The organism is Selenihalanaerobacter shriftii (assembly GCF_900167185.1).
GTDB classification, from domain to species: domain Bacteria; phylum Bacillota; class Halanaerobiia; order Halobacteroidales; family Acetohalobiaceae; genus Selenihalanaerobacter; species Selenihalanaerobacter shriftii.
Map to the genome: position 1 here is coordinate 71,988 of NZ_FUWM01000008.1, position 26,011 is coordinate 97,998.

25 protein-coding genes and 1 riboswitch are annotated in these 26,011 nt (G+C 30.8%); of the genes, 4 read left to right on the plus strand and 21 right to left on the minus strand.

What is annotated here, in order from left to right; all coding sequences use genetic code 11:
• Positions 1-49 precede the first annotated feature (49 nt).
• The 4 genes from B5D41_RS05465 to B5D41_RS05480 form a co-directional block, all read right to left on the minus strand.
• Entirely contained in the window at positions 50-1,996 is a 1,947-nt protein-coding gene (locus tag B5D41_RS05465) for a TRAP transporter permease (RefSeq protein ID WP_078809608.1), read from the minus strand.
• 13 nt (positions 1,997-2,009) lie between these two features.
• Entirely contained in the window at positions 2,010-2,513 is a 504-nt protein-coding gene (locus B5D41_RS05470; RefSeq protein ID WP_234983899.1) for a DUF1850 domain-containing protein, read from the minus strand.
• Between the two features lie 74 nt (positions 2,514-2,587).
• Positions 2,588-3,568 (minus strand): TAXI family TRAP transporter solute-binding subunit, encoded by a 981-nt coding sequence (locus B5D41_RS05475; RefSeq protein ID WP_078809610.1) that lies wholly within the window; start codon positions 3,566-3,568, stop codon positions 2,588-2,590.
• 134 nt (positions 3,569-3,702) lie between these two features.
• A complete protein-coding gene (locus B5D41_RS05480) occupies positions 3,703-3,852 on the minus strand; it encodes a DUF1540 domain-containing protein (protein WP_078809611.1) in 150 nt (49 codons plus the stop codon).
• Between the two features lie 134 nt (positions 3,853-3,986).
• Between B5D41_RS05480 and B5D41_RS05485 the strand changes: the two genes are divergently transcribed.
• Positions 3,987-4,289 (plus strand): hypothetical protein, encoded by a 303-nt coding sequence (locus tag B5D41_RS05485; protein WP_078809612.1) that lies wholly within the window; start codon positions 3,987-3,989, stop codon positions 4,287-4,289.
• Between the two features lie 611 nt (positions 4,290-4,900).
• Positions 4,901-6,595 carry a helix-turn-helix domain-containing protein gene (locus B5D41_RS05490; RefSeq protein ID WP_078809613.1) on the plus strand — a complete coding sequence of 565 codons (1,695 nt, stop codon included), beginning with the start codon at positions 4,901-4,903 and terminating at the stop codon, positions 6,593-6,595.
• A gap of 136 nt (positions 6,596-6,731) precedes the next feature.
• Here the strand turns inward: B5D41_RS05490 and B5D41_RS05495 are convergent, their stop codons facing one another.
• From B5D41_RS05495 to B5D41_RS05505, 3 genes are all read right to left on the minus strand, one after another.
• Entirely contained in the window at positions 6,732-7,253 is a 522-nt protein-coding gene (locus tag B5D41_RS05495; protein WP_078809614.1) for a glycoside hydrolase family 108 protein, read from the minus strand.
• A 124-nt stretch (positions 7,254-7,377) separates the two neighbouring features.
• Complete coding sequence (locus B5D41_RS05500; RefSeq protein ID WP_078809615.1) at positions 7,378-7,575, minus strand: hypothetical protein; 198 nt, start codon at positions 7,573-7,575, stop codon at positions 7,378-7,380.
• Positions 7,576-7,656: 81 nt separating this feature from the next.
• Positions 7,657-8,391, minus strand: coding sequence for a YetF domain-containing protein (locus tag B5D41_RS05505; protein WP_234983900.1), 735 nt, complete (start codon positions 8,389-8,391; stop codon positions 7,657-7,659).
• A gap of 278 nt (positions 8,392-8,669) precedes the next feature.
• Here B5D41_RS05505 and B5D41_RS05510 point away from each other — a divergent pair, with 278 nt between their 5' ends.
• A complete protein-coding gene (locus B5D41_RS05510) occupies positions 8,670-9,203 on the plus strand; it encodes a hypothetical protein (RefSeq protein WP_078809616.1) in 534 nt (177 codons plus the stop codon).
• On the opposite strand, the gene B5D41_RS05515 is transcribed toward B5D41_RS05510, so the two are convergent.
• Positions 9,172-9,558 (minus strand): PadR family transcriptional regulator, encoded by a 387-nt coding sequence (locus B5D41_RS05515; protein WP_078809617.1) that lies wholly within the window; start codon positions 9,556-9,558, stop codon positions 9,172-9,174. The genes B5D41_RS05510 and B5D41_RS05515 overlap by 32 nt on opposite strands.
• Before the next feature lie 225 nt (positions 9,559-9,783).
• Here B5D41_RS05515 and B5D41_RS05520 point away from each other — a divergent pair, with 225 nt between their 5' ends.
• Complete coding sequence (locus tag B5D41_RS05520; RefSeq protein ID WP_078809618.1) at positions 9,784-10,050, plus strand: hypothetical protein; 267 nt, start codon at positions 9,784-9,786, stop codon at positions 10,048-10,050.
• On the opposite strand, the gene B5D41_RS05525 is transcribed toward B5D41_RS05520, so the two are convergent.
• The 13 genes from B5D41_RS05525 to plsY form a co-directional block, all read right to left on the minus strand.
• On the minus strand, positions 10,047-11,483 hold the full coding sequence (locus B5D41_RS05525; protein WP_078809619.1) for a Mur ligase family protein: 1,437 nt from the start codon (positions 11,481-11,483) through the stop codon (positions 10,047-10,049). The genes B5D41_RS05520 and B5D41_RS05525 overlap by 4 nt on opposite strands.
• A gap of 141 nt (positions 11,484-11,624) precedes the next feature.
• A complete protein-coding gene (locus B5D41_RS05530) occupies positions 11,625-14,072 on the minus strand; it encodes a homocysteine S-methyltransferase family protein (RefSeq protein ID WP_078809620.1) in 2,448 nt (815 codons plus the stop codon).
• Positions 14,073-14,160: 88 nt separating this feature from the next.
• Positions 14,161-14,271, minus strand: a riboswitch (SAM riboswitch).
• Positions 14,272-14,382: 111 nt separating this feature from the next.
• Positions 14,383-15,405: a PorV/PorQ family protein gene (locus B5D41_RS05535; protein WP_078809621.1), complete on the minus strand. Its 1,023-nt coding sequence runs from the start codon at positions 15,403-15,405 to the stop codon at positions 14,383-14,385.
• A gap of 98 nt (positions 15,406-15,503) precedes the next feature.
• Complete coding sequence (gene thrB / locus B5D41_RS05540; RefSeq protein WP_143555668.1) at positions 15,504-16,412, minus strand: homoserine kinase; 909 nt, start codon at positions 16,410-16,412, stop codon at positions 15,504-15,506.
• Positions 16,405-17,646 (minus strand): aspartate kinase, encoded by a 1,242-nt coding sequence (locus B5D41_RS05545; protein WP_078809681.1) that lies wholly within the window; start codon positions 17,644-17,646, stop codon positions 16,405-16,407. Before B5D41_RS05545 ends, thrB begins: the two co-directional genes overlap by 8 nt.
• Before the next feature lie 17 nt (positions 17,647-17,663).
• A complete protein-coding gene (locus B5D41_RS05550) occupies positions 17,664-18,965 on the minus strand; it encodes a homoserine dehydrogenase (protein ID WP_078809622.1) in 1,302 nt (433 codons plus the stop codon).
• Between the two features lie 24 nt (positions 18,966-18,989).
• A complete protein-coding gene (locus tag B5D41_RS05555; RefSeq protein WP_078809623.1) occupies positions 18,990-19,445 on the minus strand; it encodes an ACT domain-containing protein in 456 nt (151 codons plus the stop codon).
• Positions 19,446-19,696: 251 nt separating this feature from the next.
• Positions 19,697-20,581 (minus strand): branched-chain-amino-acid transaminase, encoded by an 885-nt coding sequence (ilvE, locus tag B5D41_RS05560; protein WP_078809624.1) that lies wholly within the window; start codon positions 20,579-20,581, stop codon positions 19,697-19,699.
• A 146-nt stretch (positions 20,582-20,727) separates the two neighbouring features.
• Positions 20,728-21,033 carry an HU family DNA-binding protein gene (locus tag B5D41_RS05565; RefSeq protein ID WP_078809625.1) on the minus strand — a complete coding sequence of 102 codons (306 nt, stop codon included), beginning with the start codon at positions 21,031-21,033 and terminating at the stop codon, positions 20,728-20,730.
• Positions 21,034-21,212: 179 nt separating this feature from the next.
• Positions 21,213-22,691 (minus strand): stage IV sporulation protein A, encoded by a 1,479-nt coding sequence (gene spoIVA, locus B5D41_RS05570; RefSeq protein WP_078809626.1) that lies wholly within the window; start codon positions 22,689-22,691, stop codon positions 21,213-21,215.
• Positions 22,692-22,912: 221 nt separating this feature from the next.
• Positions 22,913-24,124 carry a sensor histidine kinase gene (locus tag B5D41_RS05575; RefSeq protein WP_078809627.1) on the minus strand — a complete coding sequence of 404 codons (1,212 nt, stop codon included), beginning with the start codon at positions 24,122-24,124 and terminating at the stop codon, positions 22,913-22,915.
• A 199-nt stretch (positions 24,125-24,323) separates the two neighbouring features.
• Positions 24,324-25,355 (minus strand): NAD(P)H-dependent glycerol-3-phosphate dehydrogenase, encoded by a 1,032-nt coding sequence (locus B5D41_RS05580; RefSeq protein ID WP_078809628.1) that lies wholly within the window; start codon positions 25,353-25,355, stop codon positions 24,324-24,326.
• Positions 25,356-25,379: 24 nt separating this feature from the next.
• On the minus strand, positions 25,380-26,000 hold the full coding sequence (gene plsY / locus B5D41_RS05585) for a glycerol-3-phosphate 1-O-acyltransferase PlsY (protein WP_078809629.1): 621 nt from the start codon (positions 25,998-26,000) through the stop codon (positions 25,380-25,382).
• Positions 26,001-26,011: the final 11 nt, after the last annotated feature.

Here is a 26,011-nt window from a genome sequence, read left to right on the forward strand (position 1 = left end):
CAATCAAATGATTGAAGCTCTTTTTATTGAATAAATTTTGATATAATTACTATAGTGAAATTTTCTCTTTAGTTGAATCTTTTACTCGTTTATTCTGGAAAAACCAGACTAAAATTAAAATAATTAATCCTATCAAATCACTAGATAATCCCGGCATTAACAAAGCTAAAGCACTAATCAATAGTAAGCCTCTCTCTACTAAATTAGTCTCTAATTTTAAATACCCTAAAACCCCTCCTGCTAAAGCTAAAACACCTAACAAAGCACTACCTGACATAGTAATAATCTCTTGCCAATTAGTATCTATCAATAGAAGTTCTGGTGAATAAGCAAAAACAAAAGGTACTACAAATCCAGCAATTGCTAACTTAACCGCTGTAATCCCGGTCTTTAAAGGATTAGAACCAGAAATTCCTGCTCCTGCATAAGCAGCTAATGCTGCCGGTGGAGTTAAATCAGCTACTACTCCAAAGTATAAAACAAATAAATGTGCCGCTAAAATCGGTACGCCTAATTTGACCAAAGCTGGAGCTGCCATAGCCGCTAAAACTATATAAGTTGCCGTTGTTGGTAATCCTGTTCCTAAAATAGTACAAGCTACCATAGTAAATAATAATGCTAAAAAGAGATTGCCATTAGCTAAAGCAACAGTAATCGACGTGAACTTTAAACCTAAACCGGTCAAAGTTGTAACCCCAACAATAAAACCAACACAAGCACAAGCAGCTGCCACCCCTAAAGCACCACGGGCTCCTTCCTCCAAAGTTTCAATTAAATCTTTCACGCTAATTCTTGTATCTTTACGTAAGAAGCTTAATATAAAAGCTAAAACTATACCCACAAAAGCTGCTCTAAGCGGTGTATAACCTTGAAAGAGATAGTAAAAAATAGCAGCTAAAGGAATTAACATCTGTCCTCTTGTTTTCAGAATCTCCATCACTTTAGGAATTCTATCTTTACTCATACCACTTAAACCTAATTTTTTCGCTTCAAAATGAACCATTAGTCCCACAGATAAATAATATAAAATAGATGGTAGGATTGCTGCCTTAGCAATAGTCATATATGGAACACCAATAAATTCGGACATGATAAATGCAGCAGCACCCATAATCGGCGGCATAATCTGACCACCTGTGGAAGCAGATGCCTCTACAGCCGCAGCAAAACGTGGTTTGTACCCAACATTTTGCATTAACGGAATAGTGAATGAACCAGTAGTTACTGTATTTGCTACTGAGCTTCCTGAAATAGAACCCATCAATCCACTAGACACTACAGCAGCCTTTGCTGGTCCACCAGTAGTTCTACCAGTCAAAGCTATTGCTAAATCAATAAAAAGCTCTCCTAAACCAGTTCGTTTAGCAAAAGCTCCTAATAACAAAAATAAAAAAACATAAGTTGCTGAAACACCAAGCGGGATTCCAAAAATACCCTCCGTAGTAAAGAACATATAGGTAGTAATCCGTGAAAGAGAAAAACCTCTATGAGCTAACATTCCTGGCATTTGTGGTCCAAAATAAGCATAAATTAAAAAAATTGAAGAAATAATAGGTAACTCCCAACCTATTACCCGACGAGTTGCTTCTAATACTAATATAATAGCAATTCCAGCAATAATCTCATCCAAATTAGTATAAATCCCCGCTCTTCTAACTAGCTCCATATAATTAACTAAAATATAACCACTAACTACTGCACCTAAAATTGCTAAAATATAATCCATAATTAATATTTTTTTATTATCCATCCATTTTTTCTTAGCTGGATATAGCAAAAAGATTAATACTAAAATGAATCCTAAATGTACCGCTCTCTGCTTTAAGGCTAATAAGACTCCAAAACCTGCAGTATAAAGATGAAATAAGGACATCCCAACAGCAATAATAGTAATAATAACAGCCATAATATCTGTATAATTTCTAAAATTACTAGTAGTATCAAATTCATTTAATAAATCTGAAGTATCTTGTCTTTCATTATCTACTTTAACCATCGTATTACCTCCTTTACAACCAATTAACTAATTTATTCTTTAACAATGCTAGTAGATTTTGATTTTTAACCTTTATTATTACTAAATTCTGTGGTTCTGTCATCTTATATAATTTATACTCTTCTTTATCAATTATAAATTTATGAAGTGCATAATCACTGACTCTTAAAGGAATTGAATCTAATTTTTTATCAATATTCTTTATTTCAAACTTACCATCTCCTACAACATAAGTATGTTGTTTCAAAAAAGGTAAACCTGCACCATAAGATTCATATCGAGTTCCAGTTAAATATAATTTATTATCTTTAACCACAAAATACTCCCAAACTGGCGTTCGTTCTACTGAATGTAAATACTTAATAGCAAACTCTATATTACCTTCAACCGGCTGTTGCCAAATCACTTTATCGCTTTCAGCTTCTTGAATTACTAACCATTCTGAATTAAAGAGAAAAAGACTACCAACTATTGAAATTATAATTAAAATAATCACAAATAAATTATTATTTCTCATAAAATGATAACCGGGCATTATTAATAATGCCCGGAAATCCTCCTCCCATCACTTTTAAAGCTTTGCATTATTATCTATTTTACTTCTTCAAAATATTGCTTAGCTCCTAGATGAAGTGGAATTGTCATTCCATTTTCTGCATTTTTGACTTTAATATCTTCAGCTCGTTTATGAGCTGCAATTAATATATCTCGATTCTCAAAAATAGCTTTAGTAATATCATAAACTAAATCTTTAGATAAGCCTTTCTGAGCTACTAATGTAGCTTTTAAAGCAATAGTCTGCACTTGCTCGTCTTGACCATTATAAGTATTAGCTGGAACTTCAACCTTGGTTAAATAAGAATACTTAGAATTTAATTTTTTAATCTGCTTATCAGTAAAGTTTAATAAATCAATATTCTGAGTAGCAGCAACATCCATTACTGCTGCCGTAGGTACTCCTGCCGTTAAGAAGACAACATCTACCTGACGATTCTTTAATCTCCCTGCAGCCTCAGCAAAAGAAAGAAAATCTTCATCTATGTCATCATAAGTAATATCAAAAGTATTTAAAATCTGCTTAGCATTTGCTTCTACTCCACTTCCTGGTGCTCCAACTGCCACTCTCTTTCCTTTTAAATCCTTAATATCATTGATATTTGCTTCATCCCTAACTACCACTTGTATGATTTCTGGATATAAGGTAGCAATTCCTAACATATTCTTAACCGGCTTACCTTCAAACTTATTCTTGCCATTAACAGCATAACTAGCAATGTCATTCTGTAGAATCGCTAACTCTACCTGCTTTTTACCAATTAATCGCGTATTAGTTACTGAAGCTCCCGTTGATTGAGCTGACGCACTTACATCAGTAACTTTTTCATTAATAATTTTAGCTATAGCTCCACCTATTGGATAATAAGTACCTGATGTTCCTCCTGTAGCAATAGATAAAAATTCTTTTTGACTCTCAGTCATTTCCTTATTACCAGAAGAACAACCAACAGCAACTAACCCGACAATGACTAATAAGACCATAGAAATTGTTAATTTGTTCCTAATATGTTTCATACTCACTACTCCTTTCTGTTTTAATATAATTACAACACTTACCCACATTAAATTAGATTATATCAAATTACTAGCAAATTGTCAAAAAAATAAAAAAAGATGCTAACTAGTCGTCAGCATCTTTTTCTAATCAACTATTCTCTTCTAAAACTACGACACTTAGTTCCTGCAGCCTGAGTAGTATAAGGACTATTATCATCACAGTACACTTCAATCTTATCTAAACCACATTGATCTTCTTGTTGATAGACACAATTAATTACATGACATTCAATTTCTGCCATTCTCCTCACCTCTTATATTGGTTATTGAGCATTAATACTATATTATCCAATTTTATAAAATTTATAACTCTTTAATTTAGTTTACATATTTGAATGAAATTTTGGAAATCTTAATTTTGAGGATGGTGATATAAATGAGGACTCTAACTATCCGTTTTGGATTAGTAACTGTAATATTACTTTTAACTGGCGTAATTAGTACTACTTTTAATCAGGCAGCTTTCTTTAATTTAATTTTAGTTTCTTTAATGATATCTATTGTTGGATATTTAATCAAATTTCCTTTAGATGAAAAGTATACTCCACTCACTAGAGGAATAGTTAATTTTATAGGAGCAACAATCATTATTTATCTTTTTACTGGTTTAATCTATAGTGCTCTTTTTTCTGCATTTGCCATTGGTTTATTAGAAACATTAATATTAACTAGAATTTAACTTAACCCCCCTAAAATTTTAGGGGGGTTGTCTTTATTATATGCATTTTGCGCTTATGGATATAGTGATTTCTTATATGCAATTCCTTTTAAAAAATCAATATTAAAAACAATGTTCCTTTGCGTTCAAGAAAGGATAGTTTTGCTTTTAAGCCGCTAAAAATCTACTTTTATCCCCTATGTTATCCACAAGTCCACAGTTACAATATAACTAACAGATAAATTGTATAGCGCATAGCTATAACTTTTTTCAATCATATTATTAAAATTAATTAAATAATACTCATTTTATATTTAAACTTTCTAATAAATTACCATAAATACTTCCTGGAACTATATATATCCTTCTTATATTTCCCAAGGTTTAATTTACTTAATTTGTTATAATTGTAATATGTGATATATTAGTATTTTTTTATCCATATATTATTTGTTTATTAATTCATTATCAGTATAATTAATTTGCACTTGTGACATTATAATTGCAAATAAGAAAATATATTGCTTTAAATAAAACTCAACTTGATATATTTTACATTATTTTACTTATATGTTATAATGTTGTTGATGTCAACGCAATGATTAAACGCAATTAAGAAAGGTGATTAAATAATGAATCAATTTTTATCTAATCTTACAACTGAAGAGATTAATAGTTTTTATCATGAATTAAATATAGGAAAGAGGATTAAATTAATTAGGCAAAAATTAAATTCCTTAAACGAAAAAGATTATTCTCTAACCGCTATGGCTGATAAAATTGATGTTCATGCTTCTACCCTTTCACGATTTGAAAGTCAAAATACTAATTTAAAATTAACATCATTTATAGAATTAACTCACTATCTTGATTGTAGTTTAGATTTAGCATTAAAAGGAAGAGTAATCTATCAAAATTCTAAATTTTCACATGAAACCATAAAAAAATTAAAAAGTTTAGCTGATTATAATCAAAGAATTAAATATCTTAAAGACAAGTTTGATTCTAATGACACTCAATTAAATAATCTTCAGATTACTCCTTCAACCTTCAATAAAATTATAAATAAAAAAGTTACTCCTAAAATTAGAACTATAATTTTAATAGCAGATTTATTTGAAATTAATATTGACCTACTTATCAAAGGATATTTTCCTAATAATCACCTGCAACCTTTAACAGATTATAAAGATAACTTAAATAAACTAATAGATATCTTTCCAACCCAAATAAGTGTCTTAAAAGGAATGCTATTAAAATATAATTATCAAGAAGAAATAAAGAATAAATTTATTAATATTATAGACCATTTAATTGAGATTTTAACAGAGCTCCCTCATCAACTTAGATTAAAAGAGTTATTGATTCATGATTTCCAAACAAAATTAAATAAAATAGAAAAAATCTACAAACCAATAAACTCCATTATTAATTCTTTAGATAAAATTGTTAAAGTCTTTTCAACATCTATAGATTTTAATAATAATACCATAACCCTCTTATCACAAGTGGAGAATAAATTACATGAATTAAAGTTAACTGTAGATGGTCTAAACTTTCATCAAAAAAACAAACCAACAGGCTCACAAAAATCCTTGACTATCTTTACTACTATTGCTAAACCACTAACTAAGATCTCAAAACAATTAACTAAATTAGAATCCATTATAACTTCAAAGAAAAAAAGGACAACCCAAGAATCATCTTTAGATTTATGCAAAGATAAAAATGAATTTAATCTGAACTCACAAGCTAAAAATGAAATTAATACTAAAGAACAATATCCTAATTTTTCTCCAAATTCTAACGAAGCTAATGCTATTACCCAAAATATAAATAAACATAAACTTAAAACAAATTTCCATTCTATTAATTTAAAATCTAAATATAATCCTGACCTAAATCATATATATAAGGAACTAATTAATCAATTACATAAATTCAAAAGTGATTTACATGAATATTCAACTAATTTGCAAACCTCAACTAAAATAAAAAAATCTCATGAATATTGGCAATTATATGATTTACTTCAATTAGAATTAGAAATCTTTTGGAATAAAGAACTCATCTTAAAAAATGTACCACCTGATATAAATAAAGAATTAAAATTTTTAATTTTAAAATTAACTAATTTTATCAATCCATTAAGTAGATTATTAAAAATTTTAAATGGTGAAATTACTCATCAAGAATACTATACTAACTATTTACTTAAAATTTTACAAGAAGAATTATCCAACTTATCCATTACACCAGATTTAGTGGCTCCTGACCTACTAAATCAAATAGAAAAGAAGACTAGAGAATTTATTAATATAATCTAAATACTAATATCAATATATTTTAACATGATTATAATATGATATTAACATATATATGATATATTATGTATGAAGGATTCTTCAAACTATTTAGCCAGTGCAGAGCACTTTAATTTTAAAGTGCTCTGCTTTTTTAATCCTAAATCTCTACCCGCTTAAGCCAGCCTCTGATAAACTTCTTTTGAGATTCATCATTCTTTACTATTCCAATATACTTTTCAGCCTGAAATATATTAAGCAATTTTAATAATGCATCTTTATGCTCACAATTATTATTTACTGCATTAAGAGTCTGAGGACCTACAATTCCATCTACTACTATTTCATTATTAGAAAGTAAATTATAAGCCTTCTGTAAATTTTTAATGGCTGTATCTGGTCCCATATTCACTGCTTGTTCAAAACATTCAATGGCAACCCTGTCATCTCCTATTTCATTATAGTTATACTTAATCCAAAAGTTATTATAATATATATCTTTGGCTTTTTCTAAGGTTAGTTCCTTTATACTTCCGGTATAACCTACATTTCGTGCTAACTCTTCAGTAATTCCATATTTAGTCTTACCTCCATGGTCATCTTCATCATTACTATAATCTCCTTCATATTCTAAAATTTTCTCAAATGCTTTTTCAAATAGTTTTCTACACTTTTCACTCATTATACCACCTCCACTATATCATATTAAAAATTCTTAAAATTGGGAGGTATTTTTTAAGTATAAAATTAAAGAGCCCTAAAACCAATAGATAGTTTAGGGCTACTCAATAATTCTTAATAAATAATTAATCTCTTCTTTTTGATTTTATCTCTGGTACTTCATCATGGATATCAAAATCATCTGGACTAATATCTTGGGCCATCTCAATATTTTCAATACTAATATCCTCACCTACTTCCATATCATCTGGACTATAGGCCTCTACTACTTCAATTGTCTCTTTATTTAATTCTTTAGTTGGTGGAATCTCCTTTTTTGTCATTCCTGATCTCCTCCTTTTAAATGAGAATTTATCTTGTATTATACCCCATCAAGAAAAAATCAACTCAAACAAGTAATCTCATTAATGGAAAGCATCAGGCATTGAATCCATAATTCTCTTGCTTAATTCTTCAGCATTCTTAGTACTAATATATATTTGACCGTTAGTATCTAAAGTCATCAGTAAAACATTCTTAATATGATTAATCCTTTCTTTCTTTAATTCATCCTTTAACCAGTCCTCATTTAATTCCACTTTTTCTAAATTAGTATGATTAATCTTGCCATCATTTATTAGTATAGAAGGTATTCCTTCATATTCTGTTTCTATTCCTAAGTCCTCAGGTGTAACACCTCTTTTTTGAGATTTAGGAATTACAGTCAAAGAACCAGATGTTTCTAAGATAGCAAACTCAACATCAGCAATATTAAAAATACCATTTTCTCGTAACTGTGCCATCAGATCATGGATAGTATATCGTGAATTCTTCATCTCATTTTCTACTATTTCTCCATTTTTAATTAAAATACTGGGACTACCATTCAATATTTTCCTCATCTTCTCACTTTTTAATGAAAAAAATGATATCAAAATCTGAAATCCACTTAAAGATAATATAGGTACAATAGCATGAATAAGTGGTGCTTGATGATCCTCAATTAAAATAACACCTAATTCTGCTATCATTAAGGAAACTACTAAATCAAAAGGAGTCAATTCTCCTATCTCTCTTTTTCCCATCATCCTAACAGATAATAGCGTAAAAACATAAATAAAGACTGTTCGCCAAAACATAGTAATAATTTCTTTAATCATCAACTTAACACTCCTTACCAAGTTAATAATTTATTAGTATAATTAATTATTAATCGAAAAATACTATAAATGATAAGGAAGTGATTAATAATAAAAAGTAGTAAAAATAGTATCTGTATATTCTTAGTAATATATACTATATAATTGATTATTACCTTCTAGAATATTAATCACCATATTCTATCTATTTGATTAGCTAAGTTACACATTAATAGCAGATGTTGAATAATATAAAATTAAGTCTTTATATCCATTAACATATAAAAAGGGGTGGAAGAATGAAACCAGTTATTCTTTCTAAATACTTACAACAAAATAATTTAGAGTTTAAAGAGTTTATCGTACAACTCAAAGAAGAAAAAGCAATTGGAATGAAATACTTTCGCAAGGAAATAGATGACTTAGATTTAAACTCATATATTCAACTTTACCAATATGCAGTTAAACCTAATATAGAATGTATTACTAAAAATAAAGTTTCCCTAATTCCTTTTCCAATTGAATATCAATCTTATCAGAAATATAAAAATCAATTCAGATTATTAGAAGAACTGGCCATAGCTAAAATTTCCTATGAAAGAAAAGGATATAGACCTAAACAGATTAATATAAATTGTGAATTAATTAAAGAAACTATTCGAGTAATATACCAATATTACGATTACCAGACTCCCAATCTAGGTGAAGAAATTATCTGGGTTGACCTCAAAACAGATATTTTAAAAACCTTACACTCATGCACTCAAAATAACCTAGACGGTATTGTTGATGGATTAGGAATCAAATATTACCCTGATAAATTTCATCAATAGCAGTTTCAATAATCTTTCTTGCTTCTCTAAATGAACTTTTATATTTAATTTTCATTTTTTCTAAATGGTCTCCACCTTTTTCAGTTAATCTATAGTATCTAATTGATCGTTTATCTGGTTCAGACCACCAGCTTTCAACATATTCCTCTTCTTCCATCTCTCGTAATAATGGATAGACCATACCTCTAGACGGCTTCCATCGTGCATCCATCTGGTCATTAATAGTGTCCAAGATTCTTTGACCATACATTTTTTTGTTTCCTTTCAGTAAATGTAAAATATAAATTGAAGTAAAAGCTGTTGTACTTATCTTAGCTGGAAATTGACGATTTAATTTACCTTTGTATTCTCCCATAACGTTCCCTCCTTATTTTTTATTTAGTAGTCATAACTGACTAATATAGAAGTTACTATACTATTTATAGAAAAATAATATTTATCCTGCTTAAATAAAGGTTATTTTTTTGATTTTGGCTCTATGTCAACAGTCATTTCCTAATATTTTACAAATAATAGAGGAGATTTGGACAATAATCACTAAATATATTATATAACAATATTTTCTAAAAGGAGGATTATTATGTGGATCAAAAAAAGAATCAGCAAATATAGGTTTTCAAGGATAGGTTCTTATCAAAGGGCTTTAAATAAAACTTTGAAAATATTTCAAAAAAAGTATGGTAAAAACAAAGTCTTTCTTACTAATGAAAAAGACAGTTTAAGTAATAACCATCTCTTTTTAAAAGCAAATCTAAAACAAGATGAAATAGAATCTTTTCATAGAACTTATAATCAAGTAACTAATATGTTTTTTGCCGGTAAGCATAACCAAGAAGTTTCTATTTAATCTATTTGGCTAATCATATTCAATGTGATCTCTGAAGCGGTATCCATAGCATGAGCTCCTAATAATACTATTAAATCACCATTATCAACTTTATTTACTGTTTCATAAAGACATGGCTTTAACCTATTAAAATATCTTAAGTCAATATTATTATTTTGTAATGTACTAATAAATAAATCACGTTCTTGTGAAGAGACAATATCATATTGATTGACTAATTTTTCACAACTAGTTATATATAATTCTGTTACATTTAATCCTGGAATATGCTTACTAATAATCTCTGCATTCTCTTTATTAACTGTTAAACCACGATTACCACGAATTGAATTAATAATATATAAATTATTATAATCTAAATCCTTAATTGTGTTAAATACAGCTTGATAATTACCTGGGTTATGAGCACAATCATCTATTACAGTAAATTCCTTATTATAAATAACTTCTAATCTTCTAAAAAAAGGCTTGAACTTACTCAAGCCTTCTTGAATATTTTCAATATCTAAATCATATAGTAATCCGATAATAATAGTTGCTAATCCATTATATACATTATGCTTACCTAATAAACCTAACCTAATCTTAAATCGTTGCGGTTGAATCTTGTTCCCACTTATAGTTGTTAATTCCTGTTGGACGACAACTGTAAAATGACTACCTGTATTATCGTACTTAAGATTGATAGCTCTCACATCAGATTCCTGACTAAATCCATAAGTAATAACATAAGGTGGAATTTCTCTTCTAATATCTTCACTATATTCATCATCTATATTTATTAAAGCAAACTTCTCCTCTGAGCATTGTTGAAATAATCTTTTTTTAGTTAACAAATAATCTTCAAAATCATTATGTAAATCCAAATGATCTCGAGTTACATTAGTATGTACTACTATATCAAAATCAAGTCCATCAATCCTGTTTAATTTTATTCCATGTGAAGAAACTTCCATAGAAGCAATATTTACATTTCTATCTACCATTTCTCGTAAATACTTATGAATCATAACTGCATCTGGGGTGGTTAATTTTGCTTCTTCAATTCTATCTCCAATTTTAGTTTTAACAGTTCCTAATAATCCTGTTTCAAAATCATTATTAGCAAATAACGATTCAATTAAATGAGTAGTCGTCGTCTTACCATTAGTTCCAGTTACCCCGATTAAATTTAATTTATTTGAAGGCATATCATAAAATTCATGAGCTAAACGTGCTAAAGTCTCCCGGGCATTAGCAACTTTAACTACTGGTACATTAGTATCTTTAATATCTTGTTCTGTATAAATCACTTTTGCTCCACGTTCAATAGCATTCTCTATATATTTATTCCCGTCATCCTTAAATCCTTCTATTGCTACAAATGCATATCCTGGCTTAACTTCTCGTGAGTCACAAGTAACTCCCGAAATATTATAATCACAGATCTTCATAATTGAAGACACTCCTTTTATTAGAACTAATACTTTAGTTATTGTACCTAAAAAAGATTTAAAATATTATAAAAGCCAGGAAACTAAATTAATATGCATATAAAAAAGAGCCCTAATTAATAATAGGGCCCTAACTATAATTTATATTAACCTCTTAATCTCTCTTACTGCATTAATAGCATTAATAGCATAAGCATCTGCTCCAATCTTATCTGCATAATCTTGAGTTATTACTGCTCCACCTAAGATTACTTTAACATCTAAATTTTCTGCTTTAAGACGTTTAACTACTTCTTCCATCTCTACCATAGTAGTAGTCATTAAAGCACTTAAGCCTACTACATCAACTTTTTCTTGCTTAACTGCTTCAATTATTTGTTCATTGGATACATCTTTACCTAAATCTAACACTTCATAACCATGATTTTCCACAACTACTTTAACAATATTCTTCCCGATATCATGCACATCTCCTTTAACTGTTGCTAATAACACCTTTCCAGCAGAAGATGTTTTAATATCACTTCCCAATTCATCTTTTAAATATTTAAATCCTTTCTGCATACTTTCTGCAGATGCCATTAGTTGTGGTAAAAAGTATTCACCAGTTTCATACTTATTACCTACTTCTTTAATACCAGGAATTAAAGCTTTATTCATTAACTCATCTGAAGAATATTCCTCTAAAGCATTCTTCAAAATAGATATTATCTCTTCCAGTTCTCCTTTTAGCACAGCTTCTTTTACCAATTCTAATGATTTATCATTTTGATTTTGCTTCTTATCTGACAGATCAGTTTTTTCAACATCCTTATCCTCTTCTTTATCATTAACTTTTCTATCTTGTGTAACCTTTTGTTGTCCTAAAGCATCAATATACTTTGCAGCATTTTGATCTCGGTTAATTAATACATCTCCAGCTAAAATTGTCTTTTGTAATGCTTCGTCTAAAGGATCTACTATGTAAGCATCCAACCCATATCCTAATGCCATAGCTAAGAAAGTACGATTCAATAGTGGCTTCTGCGGTAAACCATAGGAAACATTACTAACTCCTAATACTGTTTTTAATCCTAACTCTTCTTTAACTAGCTTTATAGCATTTAAAGTCTCTACTACTTCTGCTTGTTTAGTACTAGCAGTTAGAACTAAAGTATCTATTAAAAGATCCTCCGGTGGAATTCCATAACTTATAGCTTTATTCTTAATTTTTCTTGCTATCTCCAATCTTCCTTCTGCTGTATCAGGGATTCCATCTTCATCTAAAGTTAAGCAGACCAAAGCTGCTCCATACTTTTTAGCCAATGGTAAAACTCGATTCAAGCTTTCTTCTTCACCAGTTACAGAATTAATTAAAGCCTTACCAGTAAATGCTTCTAAACCTGCTTCTAAAGATTCAACATCTGTAGTATCAATGCAGACCGGCACTCGAGAAGTATTCTGTACTTTTTGTACTACATTTTTCATCATCTCAACCTCATCTATACCGGCTCCACCAACATTAATATCTAAAACCTTAGCTCCTGTCTTTATTTGTGAATTTATCTCCTGTTGAACCACTTTAAAACTGTTATTCTTTAACTCTTCAGCTAAACGTTCTTTACCACTAGGATTAATTCTTTCTCCAATTATTAAACTCTCACTTTGATCTGATAATTCCATTAACTGAGAGCGACTGGCTAATCTAAAATTCCTAGTTAATTTTGATTTACTTGGTGTCAGTCCTTGTAACCCTTGGGCAAAAGCCGCAATATGATCCTCAGTCGTTCCACAACACCCTCCAATAATATTTGCTCCTTCTGCTACAAACTTTTTAATATAAGTAGTCATTTCTTCTGGAGACTTTTGATAAACAGTTTCCCCATCTATTATTTTAGGTAATCCAGCATTAGGTTGAACTATTAATGGCTTATCAGTAACTTGGTTCAATTCTTTTAAAACATCTAGCAAACCTTGTGGTCCTAAACTACAATTAGCTCCAATAATGTCTGCTCCTAAAGCATCTAATACTACTGCTGCTATTTTAGGAGTAGTTCCACTTAATGTTCGCAAATTTTCATCAAATGTCATTTGAGCCATGACTGGAACGTTATCACTTACTTCTTTAGCAGCTATCACTGCTGCTCTCAATTCTTGTAGACTACTCATGGTTTCTAAGCTTATTAAATCTACCCCTGAATCAACTAAAATAGCAATCTGCTCCTTAAAAATATCAATAGCTTCTTCAAAAGTAACATCACCTATAGGAGCTAAAAACTTACCAAATGGTCCTACAGAACCAGCAATATAATTATCTTTTTTAACCTCTTTAGCTATCCGTACTGCGGCTCTATTAATTTCTTCTACTTCTTGGGCTAACCCATACTCACCTAATTTAATTCGATTAGCACCAAAGGTATTAGTCTGAATAATTTGGCTTCCTGCTGCTAAATAATCTTGATGGATTTGCTTTATTATTTCTGGCCTCTTTAAGTTCCAAACCTCAGGAGCCGTATCAGTCTCTAAATCTTCTTGTTGTAATTTAGTCCCCATAGCTCCATCCAATAATAGTACTTCTGACTCAAGACTAATTAAAACATCTGATTTCATATTTCCTCTCCTCCTAAATTCTCAATGATTTAAAAAAGCCTCTTCTCAAATTTGAGAAGAGGCTTTATCTTTTAATCTGTGTCCTCTTCTCTCATCTGTCAATCTTAATAAGATTGCAAGAATTGGCACCATTTTATTCTAAATGAATACTGGTTGCCGGGCTTCATAGGGCCAGTCCCTCCACCACTCTTGATAAGAGAATATAGTATTAATCATACATAAAGATGAAATATATGAATTTTTATCTGTAATTTTATGCAAGTATAACACTTAAATTATTAACTGTCAAGTTTAACTTAAAAATTATCTATTAAAACTTAAGGTTAGCTGACAAAGCATAATATCCTTCATCATCCATAGCTAAATTGGCATGTAAATTAGCTAAATTTAATCCTAAACCTCCAGTAATTACTTCATCACCATTCTCCGGTTTATACATACCTGCTCTTAAAGAAAGACCATTAAAGAGAATATTCTTTTCAAAACCTACATGATAGATATCCTCACCATCTTCAATGCTCTCAATATCTGCTGCTATAGTAGCAGATAATGGATAAGGTAATTTAATTGCTGTTCCAGCAGTTACCGTCCGTGGTAATGAGTCATCTAACTTGGCTGGATTAATAGGCTTCTTATCCCACTCCCAATCTAAATCTGATGTTGCATTCTTAACACTTAAACCAAAATTAACTGCATCTGTCACCTTAGCCATCATTCCTATATCAAGGCCATAACCTGTAGCTGAAGCTTCACCTTCTTCTGTAGTTCCACTACCACCACTATTATATCCAGTTACGCTATCATATCTACTCCATAACCCTTTTAAGTTAGCACCAACATATAAAGCACCAATATTCATAGGTGGTTCCAACAACTTAATCCCAGTAGAAATAACTCCTTGTCCATCCAAACGATTCCTTAATTCAAGATTATCATCATTATTATAAGTAAAAGAATTAGTTAATAATGCACCTATACCAACATTTTTAAAATTAGCATTAAACATCCCATCAAGCCCCATCTGAGTTGAATTTAAATCATATAATGCCTTATATTGTTCTGGTCCTTCTGGCATATCTAAGACATCTTTAGCATCATCAATAAAATCATCATCAGGATCTGCTCCAATAGAAAATTCTGCACCAATGAAACCGCTTTGTACCAAGCCAGCTGGATTCCAGTAAATTGCACTGGCATCATCAGCAACTGCAGTAAATGCGCCCCCCATTCCGTAAGCTTTAGCTCCATATTTAGGAGTAGCAAAAGCAAAAGTAGTTACTGAAATAACTAATAATAATGTCAATACGACAACTATACTTGTTTTCAAACTCATTTAATTTAAATCCTCCTCTATGCTATATGTGAATCTACCTTCTACTCAATTAATTTCAACATATAGTAACACTTTTCCTGCTAATTCATATTAGAAAATTATTCATCTTTTAATTCCTCTATTATAACACCTTCAGTAGCTGGTTTGGTAATCTTATAATTAGCTTCAATTCCATGACGAGCAAAAGTCTGAACCATAGTCTTTCCCACACTTTCCTCCTGATTTAAAGTCAAAGCAATTATAGATGGGCCTGCTCCACTTAAAGCCACTGCTAAAGCACCAGCCTCTTTAGTATACTTAATAACAGAATCCATTCCTGGTACTAAGTCTTGTCGGTAGGATTGATGTAATCTATCTTCAAAACAAGTAGCTAATAAGTCATAATCTTTACTCATCAATGAAGCTATTAACAAAGCTACACGACTACTATTAAAAACGGCATCTTCAAAAATAACTTGAGCCGGTAAAACTTCTCTTGCTTCAGTAGTTGATAATTTAAAGTCTGGAATACCTACTACTGTACTTAATTTAGGAACATCTAATCTTTTATATATTATCTCCCCATCTTCAGTCATTACAGAAATAACTACTCCTCCTAACAAAGCAGGAGCTACATTATCCGGATGCCCTTCTATCTTAGTAGCAAAATTTAAAAGCTCATCTGTAGAAAAAGGTTCACCTGCTAAACAATTAGCTAAGACTAATCCACCTACTATTACTGTAGCGCTACTTCCTAATCCTCGCGATAAAGGAATTTGATTAATTAGATTTATCTCTAAGCCTGCTGGAGAATAATCTGTTCGCGAAAAAAGATAATCCATAGCTTGATAAGCTAAATTATTTTCATCAGTAGGTAATTCATCAGCGCCTAAACCTTCTATCTCTATCTTTAAACCTTCTTCTCTTTCACGTACTTCTATTATATTATAAAAATCTAATGCCATACCTAAAATATCAAACCCTGGCCCCAAATTAGCAGTAGTAGCTGGGACCTTTACTCTATACATTCTGATCACTTACTCTTTGCTTTTCACCTAAATTAAACTTATCATGAATTACTTTTACTGCTTGTTGAGACTTAGCCTCATCCATTAAACAAGAGACTTTAATCTCCGAAGTACTTATCATTTCAATATTAATATCAGCATCAGCTAATGCTTCAAACATTTTAGCTGCAACTCCAGGATTAGTAACCATTCCTGCACCTACAATTGATACTTTAGCTACTTCAGCATCATAAATAATATCCTCTATAGTTAATTCTTTATTCAATTCATTTAAAATGACTTTAGCTTGACTTAAGTCTTCATCATCAATAGTAAATGTAATATCATTTACCTCTCCTCGATGTACATTCTGAATAATCATATCTACATTGATGCTAGATTCTGCTAAAGTATTAAAAACCTTAGAAGCAATCCCCGGTCGGTCTGGAACTCCTATTAAAGAAATTTTAACTTCATTCGTATTACAAGCAACACCACTAACTACTTTGCCTTTTTCCAATTCTTCCACCTCCTTAACGTGTGTCCCTGATTCATAATTAAAACTTGATTTAACTGCTAATTTTATTTTATACTGTTTAGCAAACTCTACAGATCTCGGTTGTAAAACCTTAGCTCCTAAACTAGCCATTTCTAGCATTTCATCATAAGAAATTTCGGGTAGCTTTACTGCATCATCTAACATTCTTGGGTCAGCAGTATAAATACCATTTACATCAGTATAAATCTCACAGATATCAGCATCAAGTTTAGCTGCCAAAGCTACCGCTGTAGTATCAGAGCCACCTCTTCCTAAAGTTGTAATATCATCATTAATTGTAATCCCCTGAAAGCCAGCTACTACTACAATTTGATCTTTAGCCAATTCTTTTTCTAATCGGCTAGAATCTATCTCTAAAATTTTCGCCTTAGTATGTAGGTCATCAGTGATAATTCCTACTTGTGATCCAGTTAAGGAAATGACATCCTCTCCTAATTCATTAATTGCCATAGCCAGTAAAGCAACTGATACTTGTTCTCCTGTAGAAATTAACATATCATACTCTCGTTTAGGTGGTTGATCTGTGATTTCATTTGATAAATTTATCAATTCATCAGTAGTATCCCCAATCGCTGAAACAACAGCTATTACCTGATCTTCTTCTCGCTTTCTTTTTACTAGCCTTTCTGCTACCTTTTTAATTCTAGTTGTATCAGCAACAGAAGTACCTCCATACTTTTGTACAATTAAGCCCATATCATCTTGCCTCCTATTTAATAACATTCTTCCCCTTCTACTCTAATTAAACTACTAATTTCTTTAACTTCTGCTAGATTATCAATCTCATTTAATGCTGTTTGTATATTCCCTTCATTCACTTGATGAGCAACTAAGATTAATGGTACTCCATTTTCAGTTTTGCTCTTTTGAATCATTGATTCAATACTTACACCATTATTACCTAAAATACCAGATACAGCTGCTAAAACTCCTGGCCTATCAATAACCTGTAATCGTAAGTAATACTTAGAAACAACTTCATTTATAGATTTTAATTCTTTTTCTTCATAACAACTACACGCTATTCTTCCGTTGGCATCATTAATAATATTACGAGCAATATCAATAACATCGGCCACTACAGCACTACCTGTTGGCATTGAGCCTGCCCCTCGACCATAATACATTAATTCCCCAACTGCATGTCCTTTAACAAATACTGCATTAAAAGAATCATTTACAGCAGCCAACGGGTGATTATTTGGAATCATAGTTGGATGAACTCTAGCCTCTATCTTACCATCAACTTCTTTACCAATAGCCAATAGTTTAATTACATAATTTAATTCTTTAGCATACGTAATATCTTTCTGTGTTACTTTTGAAATTCCTTCTAAATAAATATCATTTATGTCTATTCTTGATCCGAAAGCAATAGCTGATAAAATTGATAATTTATAAGCTGCATCATATCCATCTACATCAGCAGTAGGATCAGCCTCAGCATATCCTAAATCTTGAGCTTCAGCTAATGCATCAGCAAAATCAGCGCCTTCTTGAGTCATTTTAGTTAAAATATAATTAGTTGTTCCATTTACAATTCCCATTATCTCTTCAACCTTATTAGCAGTTAATGATTCCTTTAAAGATCTAATAATTGGAATTCCTCCACCAACGCTTGCCTCAAAATATAAATCTACACCATTCTCTTCGGCTAAATCTAATAAATCTGAACCATATTTGGCCATTACTTCTTTATTAGCTGTAACTACATGCTTCTTAGCTTTTAAAGCTCTAATCATAAAATCTTTAGCAGGATTAACTCCCCCAATTAATTCTATAACAATATCAATCTCAGGATTTTCTAGTACTTCTTCTGGTTTATCAGTCATTATTTCAGCAGGAACTTCAATCTCTCTCTCTCTAGTTAAATCTTTATCTAATATTTTAGCCAACTCTAATTTCTTTTTCATTTTTTGATTAATATTTTTACTAGTCTCTAATAAAATTTTTGCTACTCCACTACCAACAGTTCCTAACCCTAAAATTCCTAATTTAATTGTTCTCTTCTCCATACTTAACTCCTCCTTAAAAAGTAATTAATATTTAAAATTGCGAGCAATTATCTTTACCTTTTGGATTCCAGGTAAATCTTTCATTTCTTCTACTAATTCATCTATATTTAATTCCATTTCGTGGGCTTCAAGAGTAATCGTGGCATTAGCAACTCCTTGTAGAGGAATCCCTTGATTAATAGTTAATACATTACCTTTAACTTCCGCTATTCTGTTAATTACTTTTGATAATACTCCTGTTTCATGCTTTAATAGAAAATATAACGTAATTACTTTCTTTTGTTTATCCTCTAAAAAAGGAAAAACATGATCTTTATACTTATAATAAGCACTTCGACTTAATTTTACTCTTTCTACAGCTTCGTTAATCTTTTCTACTTCACCTGATTTCAATATTTTTTTTACTTCTATTGTTTTCATAATAGCTGTTGGAAGGATATCCTTATGTACCACATAATAATCACTTTTATGTTTGGTCATTTGATCACCTTCTTTGTCCACGTGTAGTGGATATTTGTTCATTGACATTACACATTATAACATGGTTAAAATTAGAAAGCAACTAATATTAGTGATTATTAAATTAAATTAGGACCTCTATACTACTATTTAATAGATAAAACTAGCGCAAGCTTTTAAAGTTAATTAAATAAGAAAGCCTCTTCTTAGATAAGAAGAGGCTTTTAATCATATCTCGATAAGAGCTTATTATTTAATTATTATATACATCTTTACCCCTTATCATAGATAGGATAACCTTCGCTATTAGCTTTCTCTCTAAATAGCTCGATTAAATCCCAAGTATAATCACCTGGAGTACCATCACCAATTTCTCTATCATCAATCTTAACTACTGGAATCACCTCAGCAGCTGTTCCTGTTAAGAAACATTCATCGGCTATATAAAGGTCATGGCGAGTAAATACTTCTTCTTTCACTTCTAAACCTAACTTAGGAGCTACTTCCATTACTACTTCTCGTTTCACTCCTTTTAAGGCGCCGACATAAGTCGGTGGAGTAATTAATTTACCATCTTTGATAATAAAGATATTATCTCCTGTACACTCAGCTACATAACCTTCATTATTTAACATTACTGCTTCTAACACTCCAGCTCTATTAGCTTCTATTTTAGCTAAAATATTATTTAAATAATTTAATGACTTAATTCTAGGATTTAAAGCTTCTGGAATATTTCTTCTAGTTGGAACTGTAACTACTTCTAAACCTTGTTCATAAAATTCAGGAGGATAAAGTTCAATATCACTAGCAATAATTAAAACAGTAGGTTCAGGGCACTTTTGTGGATCTAAACCTAAATCCCCTACACCTCTAGAAATTACTAACCTAATATAAGCATCACTTAATTCGTTAGCTCTTAATGTCTTTATTACCGCTTCTTCCATCTCCTCTTTGGATAAAGGAATATCTAACATAATAGCTTTAGCTGACTCATAAAGTCTTTTAATATGTTCATCAAATCTAAAAACCCTACCATTATATGCTCTAATGCCTTCAAAAATTCCATCTCCATATAAATATCCATGATCCCAAACTGATACTTTTGCATCTTCTTTTGCCACTAATTCTCCATTTAAATATACTTTTTGACTCATGATTTCTCCCCTTTCTACTCTACTACTTTAATCCTTTAATTTTATATTATTAAAAAAGTAGAAAGAGCAAAATAAGCTCTTTCTACAGTAAATCAATATCTCTTCAAAAAAATTAAGTAATAAATCAAATTATTAACTATTAAGTATTACTTGTCGCCATTTACTGCATCTTTTAAACCTTTTCCTGACTTAAAAGCAGGAACTTTACGAGCTGGAATTTGAAGTTCTTCACCAGTCTGAGGATTACGACCAGTTCTAGCACTTCTATCTCTTACCTCAAAACTTCCAAAACCAATAAGTTGAACCTTGTCCCTTTCGTCTGCATCTTTAGTAGCTTCTGACTTAAGAGTGTCAGTAATCACTTCAAGAAATGCATCAACAGCTTGTTTGGAATCTTTTTTTGTCAATCCTGTCTTTTCTGCAATGTTATCAACTAGTTCAGTCTTTGTCAAGTCAATCACCTCCCTTAATAGTATAACACTTTAATATTCATTATATCAACAATTTAATTCGTGATTTTTATAATTTTCTCCTTTTTTTTATCAAAAAAACTTTAAAATTAAAAAAACCGACTTTAAAAGCCGGTTATAAAAATTAAAATTAATCTTTTATTTATATTATAAACATATTCTTATAAAATAATACAGATTAATCCTCCACTACCTTCATTCACAATCTTTTGAAGAGTATCTTGTAACTTATGCTGAGCATTCTCAGGCATTCTATATAACTTATTTGTAATTCCATCTTTAACTAAATCATGTAAGGAACGACCAAGAAAATCAGTCTCCCAAATTGCATCTGGATTATCATCAAACTCTTCTTGTAAGAAATCAATTAACTCTTCACACTGTTTCTCAGTACCTACTACTGGTGAAACTTCAGTATTAATATCAGCTCTAATCATATGAATTGAAGGCGCTGATGCTGTTAACTTAACACCAAATCCACCACCACGTTTAATCAATTCAGGTTCATCAAAGACTAAATCTTCTATCTCTGGCTTAACAATACCATAACCTTTCTCTTCTACTTCAGTCAAAGCTTCAGCTACTCGGTCATATTCTTTTTTAGCAGTACTGAGTTCTTGAATTAAATTAAATAATTCGTGTTCTCCTTCAATTTCCAAGCCAGTCACTTCTTCAATAATATCGTAGAAAAGATTATCCTGCATACCTATAGATATATTCGTGGTACCAGTACCTAAATCCATCTCCTCTAAGAAAACCTCTTTAGTATATTGATAATCAGCTAAATTATTTAAACCTACTTCAATATCTCTTAATCTTATTACATCGTCTAAAGAAGTATTAATACTATCAGTTACTTCCTGACTAAGCCAATGGTCAGAATCCAACTCATCAATCCATAATGGCAATTGAATATTGATCTCACGAAGTGGAAATTCATATAAAATCTCTTGTAATAAATGAGTTATATTATTTTCAGATAAATTATCACAATCAATAGGTATTACTGGCTTATTATACTTTTCCTCTAATTCTTCTTTCAATTCTTGAGCTGCTTGACCGTGAGGATGAGTAGAATTCAAAGCTATTATATACGGTTTTCCTAAATTCTCTAATTCGGAAATAACCCTCTCTTCGGCAGCAATGTAACTTTGTCGCGGTAATTCTGTAATGGAACCATCAGTAGTCACAACCAGTCCAATTGTGGAATGATCCTCTATAACCTTCTTAGTGCCCATTTCAGCAGCTTCCTGGAAAGGAATTGCTTCCTCATACCAAGGTGTAATCACCATTCGTGGACCATCTTCTTCTTCATAACCTAAAGCTCCATCAACCTTATAACCTACACAATCTACTAATCGTACTCTAAAATTTAGTTTTTCATCTAATTCAATTTCTGTCCCCTCATTAGGTACAAACTTAGGTTCAGTAGTCATAATAGTTCTACCGCCACCACTTTGAGGCAATTCATCTTGAGTTCGTTCTTTATCATATTCATCTTTAATATTAGGCAATACCAACAGATCCATGAATTTTTTAATAAATGTCGATTTTCCAGTTCTAACTGGGCCTACAACACCGATATAGATGTCTCCACCAGTTCGATCAGAAATATCTTGGTAAATATTATACTCCTCCATCCTTTCATTCCCCTCCTTGTAATTGGTAATAACTTAAAAAACAAAGATATATATTAATCATTAAATTTTAGACTTATATCATTATATATATATGAGCCTAATTCTAAATTATTCTTTTTTATTTAAAATTTTAGAATTAAAATTGAATAAAAATAAAAAAGCTAATCTCTTTAGTTGTAAAGAGATTAGCTTATCTTAATTAATATATTCATTATCAAAGCTTAAGAATAGATATCCGAAAATTCTATCTCTACTTTATTAGTAAGATCCTGCATTTCAGGCTGTAAAGTTCCCTCCTTTAATTGTAAGTCATCTTGCTCTGATAATCTTTTAGTAGGAAGCTCCACAATAAACTCACTACCTTCTTCGTATTCACTTTCTACTTTAATCTGGCCATCATGCATTTCTACTAATAATTTAACAATAGATAAACCAATTCCAGTACCATCTGCATTTCTTTTCACTGATTTATCAACTTGTCCAAATTGTTCAAATATTAACTCTTGTTTATCTTCTGGAATTCCAATTCCTGTATCCTTAACTGTAATTAATATCTTATCATTCCGTTCATATATATTAACTATTATTTGATCTCCTTTATCAGTAAACTTAACTGCATTAGAAAGTAAGTTTAGCATAACTCTTTCAATGCTAAATATATCACAAGCAATGACTTTTTCTTGAATATTAGTATTAAATTGCAAGAGACGCTTCTTATCCAATATGTATTCTTTGGCAGACATAGTTACTTCCTCAACAAATTTAACGATATCATGATTTTTCAAATTCAAACTAAAAGAATTAGATTCCATTTTTGTAAGATCTACTAAATTATTAACCAATCTTAAAAGTCTCTGTCCATTCTGATTTATAGTATCTACATATCCTTTAAGCTGTTCATCTTCTAATTTTAAATCTAATAACTGTAACGCTGAGAAAATCAAGTTCAATGGAGTTTTAAAATCATGAGATAAATTAGCAAAAAATTCAGTCTTTAATTCGCTAAATTCAAGTTTTTCTTTTAACAATTTTCCTTTAGTAATATCTAAAGCAATTTCAACAATACCCACTATCTTCTTGTGATTATCTTTGATTGGATACGCTCGTACTAAATATACCTTCCCATTAGGTGTAATAATCTCCCCTTCTTCTATCTTTCCTGACTTTCTAGCTTTTATTACTGCACATCCCTCACAATTATGTTTGCAATCAAAGAAAAGTTCATAACAATATTTATCACCAAAATCTTCTGGTGATATACCAAACTCATCCATGGCTACTTGATTAGCCCAAAGCACTTTACTGTTAGCTGTATGGCATACTACAATATCATGTAAATTATTTAAAATATTAATGAAATTATCACCAGCATCTACTCCATAGTTTTCGTACTTTTCTTTAATCACTTTTTTAATTTCTTCTTTTGAACCCAATTAATTATCCCCCCTTTTTCTAATCATAACGATTAAATATTTTTATTAACCCCCTTATACAAAAAACACCTATGTTTATTATATTTGAATATCTACCGACAAATTCCTTCCTTAATAGCAAAAAAATAACAGAATAGATATATCCTGTTATTTTTTAGAGTTAACTTTATCAAATTGTTATTATTCTATATTTAAAATTTTACCAATTTTCTTTATTTTTAACTACTTCCTCTATTTCATGTTTTTTTCCTCTAACCATTAATTCATTAACACCTTGTTGTGGATGCTTACCTTCAAATAACACTTCATATGCTTTAGTAATAATTGGCACCTCAACGCCGATCTCTTTAGCCAATAAATAAGCCGCTTTCGTAGTTCTAACCCCTTCTGCTACCATCTTCATTTCACTTAAAGCCTCATCTAAGCTTCTTCCATTACCTATTTTAACTCCTAAACGGCGATTTCTACTATGTTGACTAGCACAAGTAACAACTAAATCACCTGTCCCTGATAATCCAGCAAAAGTCATTGGATCAGCACCAACAGCTACGCCTAAACGTTTAATTTCAGTTAAACCTCTTGTAATTAAAGCCGCTTTAGTATTATCACCATAACCTAATCCATCGGATATTCCAGCAGATATTGCAATAATATTCTTTAAGGCCCCACCTAATTCTACTCCTACTATATCAGGATTAGTATAGACCCTAAAAACATCAGACATAAAGATATCTTGAATATTTTCAGCTAATCGACGTGATTTGCTAGCAACTACTGTAGTAGTAGGAATTCCTTTACTAACTTCTTCAGCATGACTAGGACCTGATATGACAGCTATATTCTCATGTAATGCTGGTCTTAATTCATCTTTTAAAACCTCTGACATTCTATAATACGTTTCTTCTTCAATCCCTTTAGTAGCACTAACAATAATTGTATCATCTAATAATAATCCAGATAATTCTTGAGCTACATTGCGAATTGCATGAGAAGGAACTACTACTATTACTACACTAGCATCTTTAACTGCCTCTTTAATATCAGTAGTAGCAGTAATGTTTTCTGGAAACTCTACTCCTGGTAAGTAATCAATATTCGTCTTTTCTTCATTAATTTCTGTAACTTGTTCAAAAGATATATCACGTAAAGAGATACGATAACCATTATTTGCTAATAAAATAGCAATTGAACTTCCCCAGCTACCGCCTCCTATAACTGCTATCTTTTCCATATTCTCTTTCCTCCTCTAAAATAATTAGTCATCCTTCTTATCTACATTCATATTCCAACCGATTTTATTCTCCTCACCAGCCAGTAACCTTTTAATATTAGGTCGATGCCGAAAAATAACAAAGACTGCAATCGCCAAGCCTAAGCCAACATATATAGGTGGATTATTAAATAGAATGGCCAAAATAGGAATTAAAGCTGCCCCTACTATCGAACCTAAGGAAACATATCTAGTCGTTAATACTATGATTAACCAGATAAAGAATACAATTAAAACAGTCTTAGGTAATAGATTAATTAAGATTCCTACAGAAGTAGCTACCCCTCTCCCACCATTAAACTTCAAAAAGATAGGCCAATTATGACCAGCAACTGCTGCTAAACCAGCTATAATTAAAATCACAGCTACATCTGCACCAAATACTTGTTTAGCAATCTGAACACTAATATATCCTTTACTAATATCGAATAGAGCAACCATTACTCCCATGCCAAATCCCATTACTCGATAAGCATTAGTAGCCCCAATATTTCCACTGCCATATTCTCTAATATCTACTCCTTTTACTAACCTTGTAAGTAGTAAACCAAATGGAATTGAACCTAATAAATAACTAATCAAAATCACAAATAAATAACTAAACATTACTTTCCTCC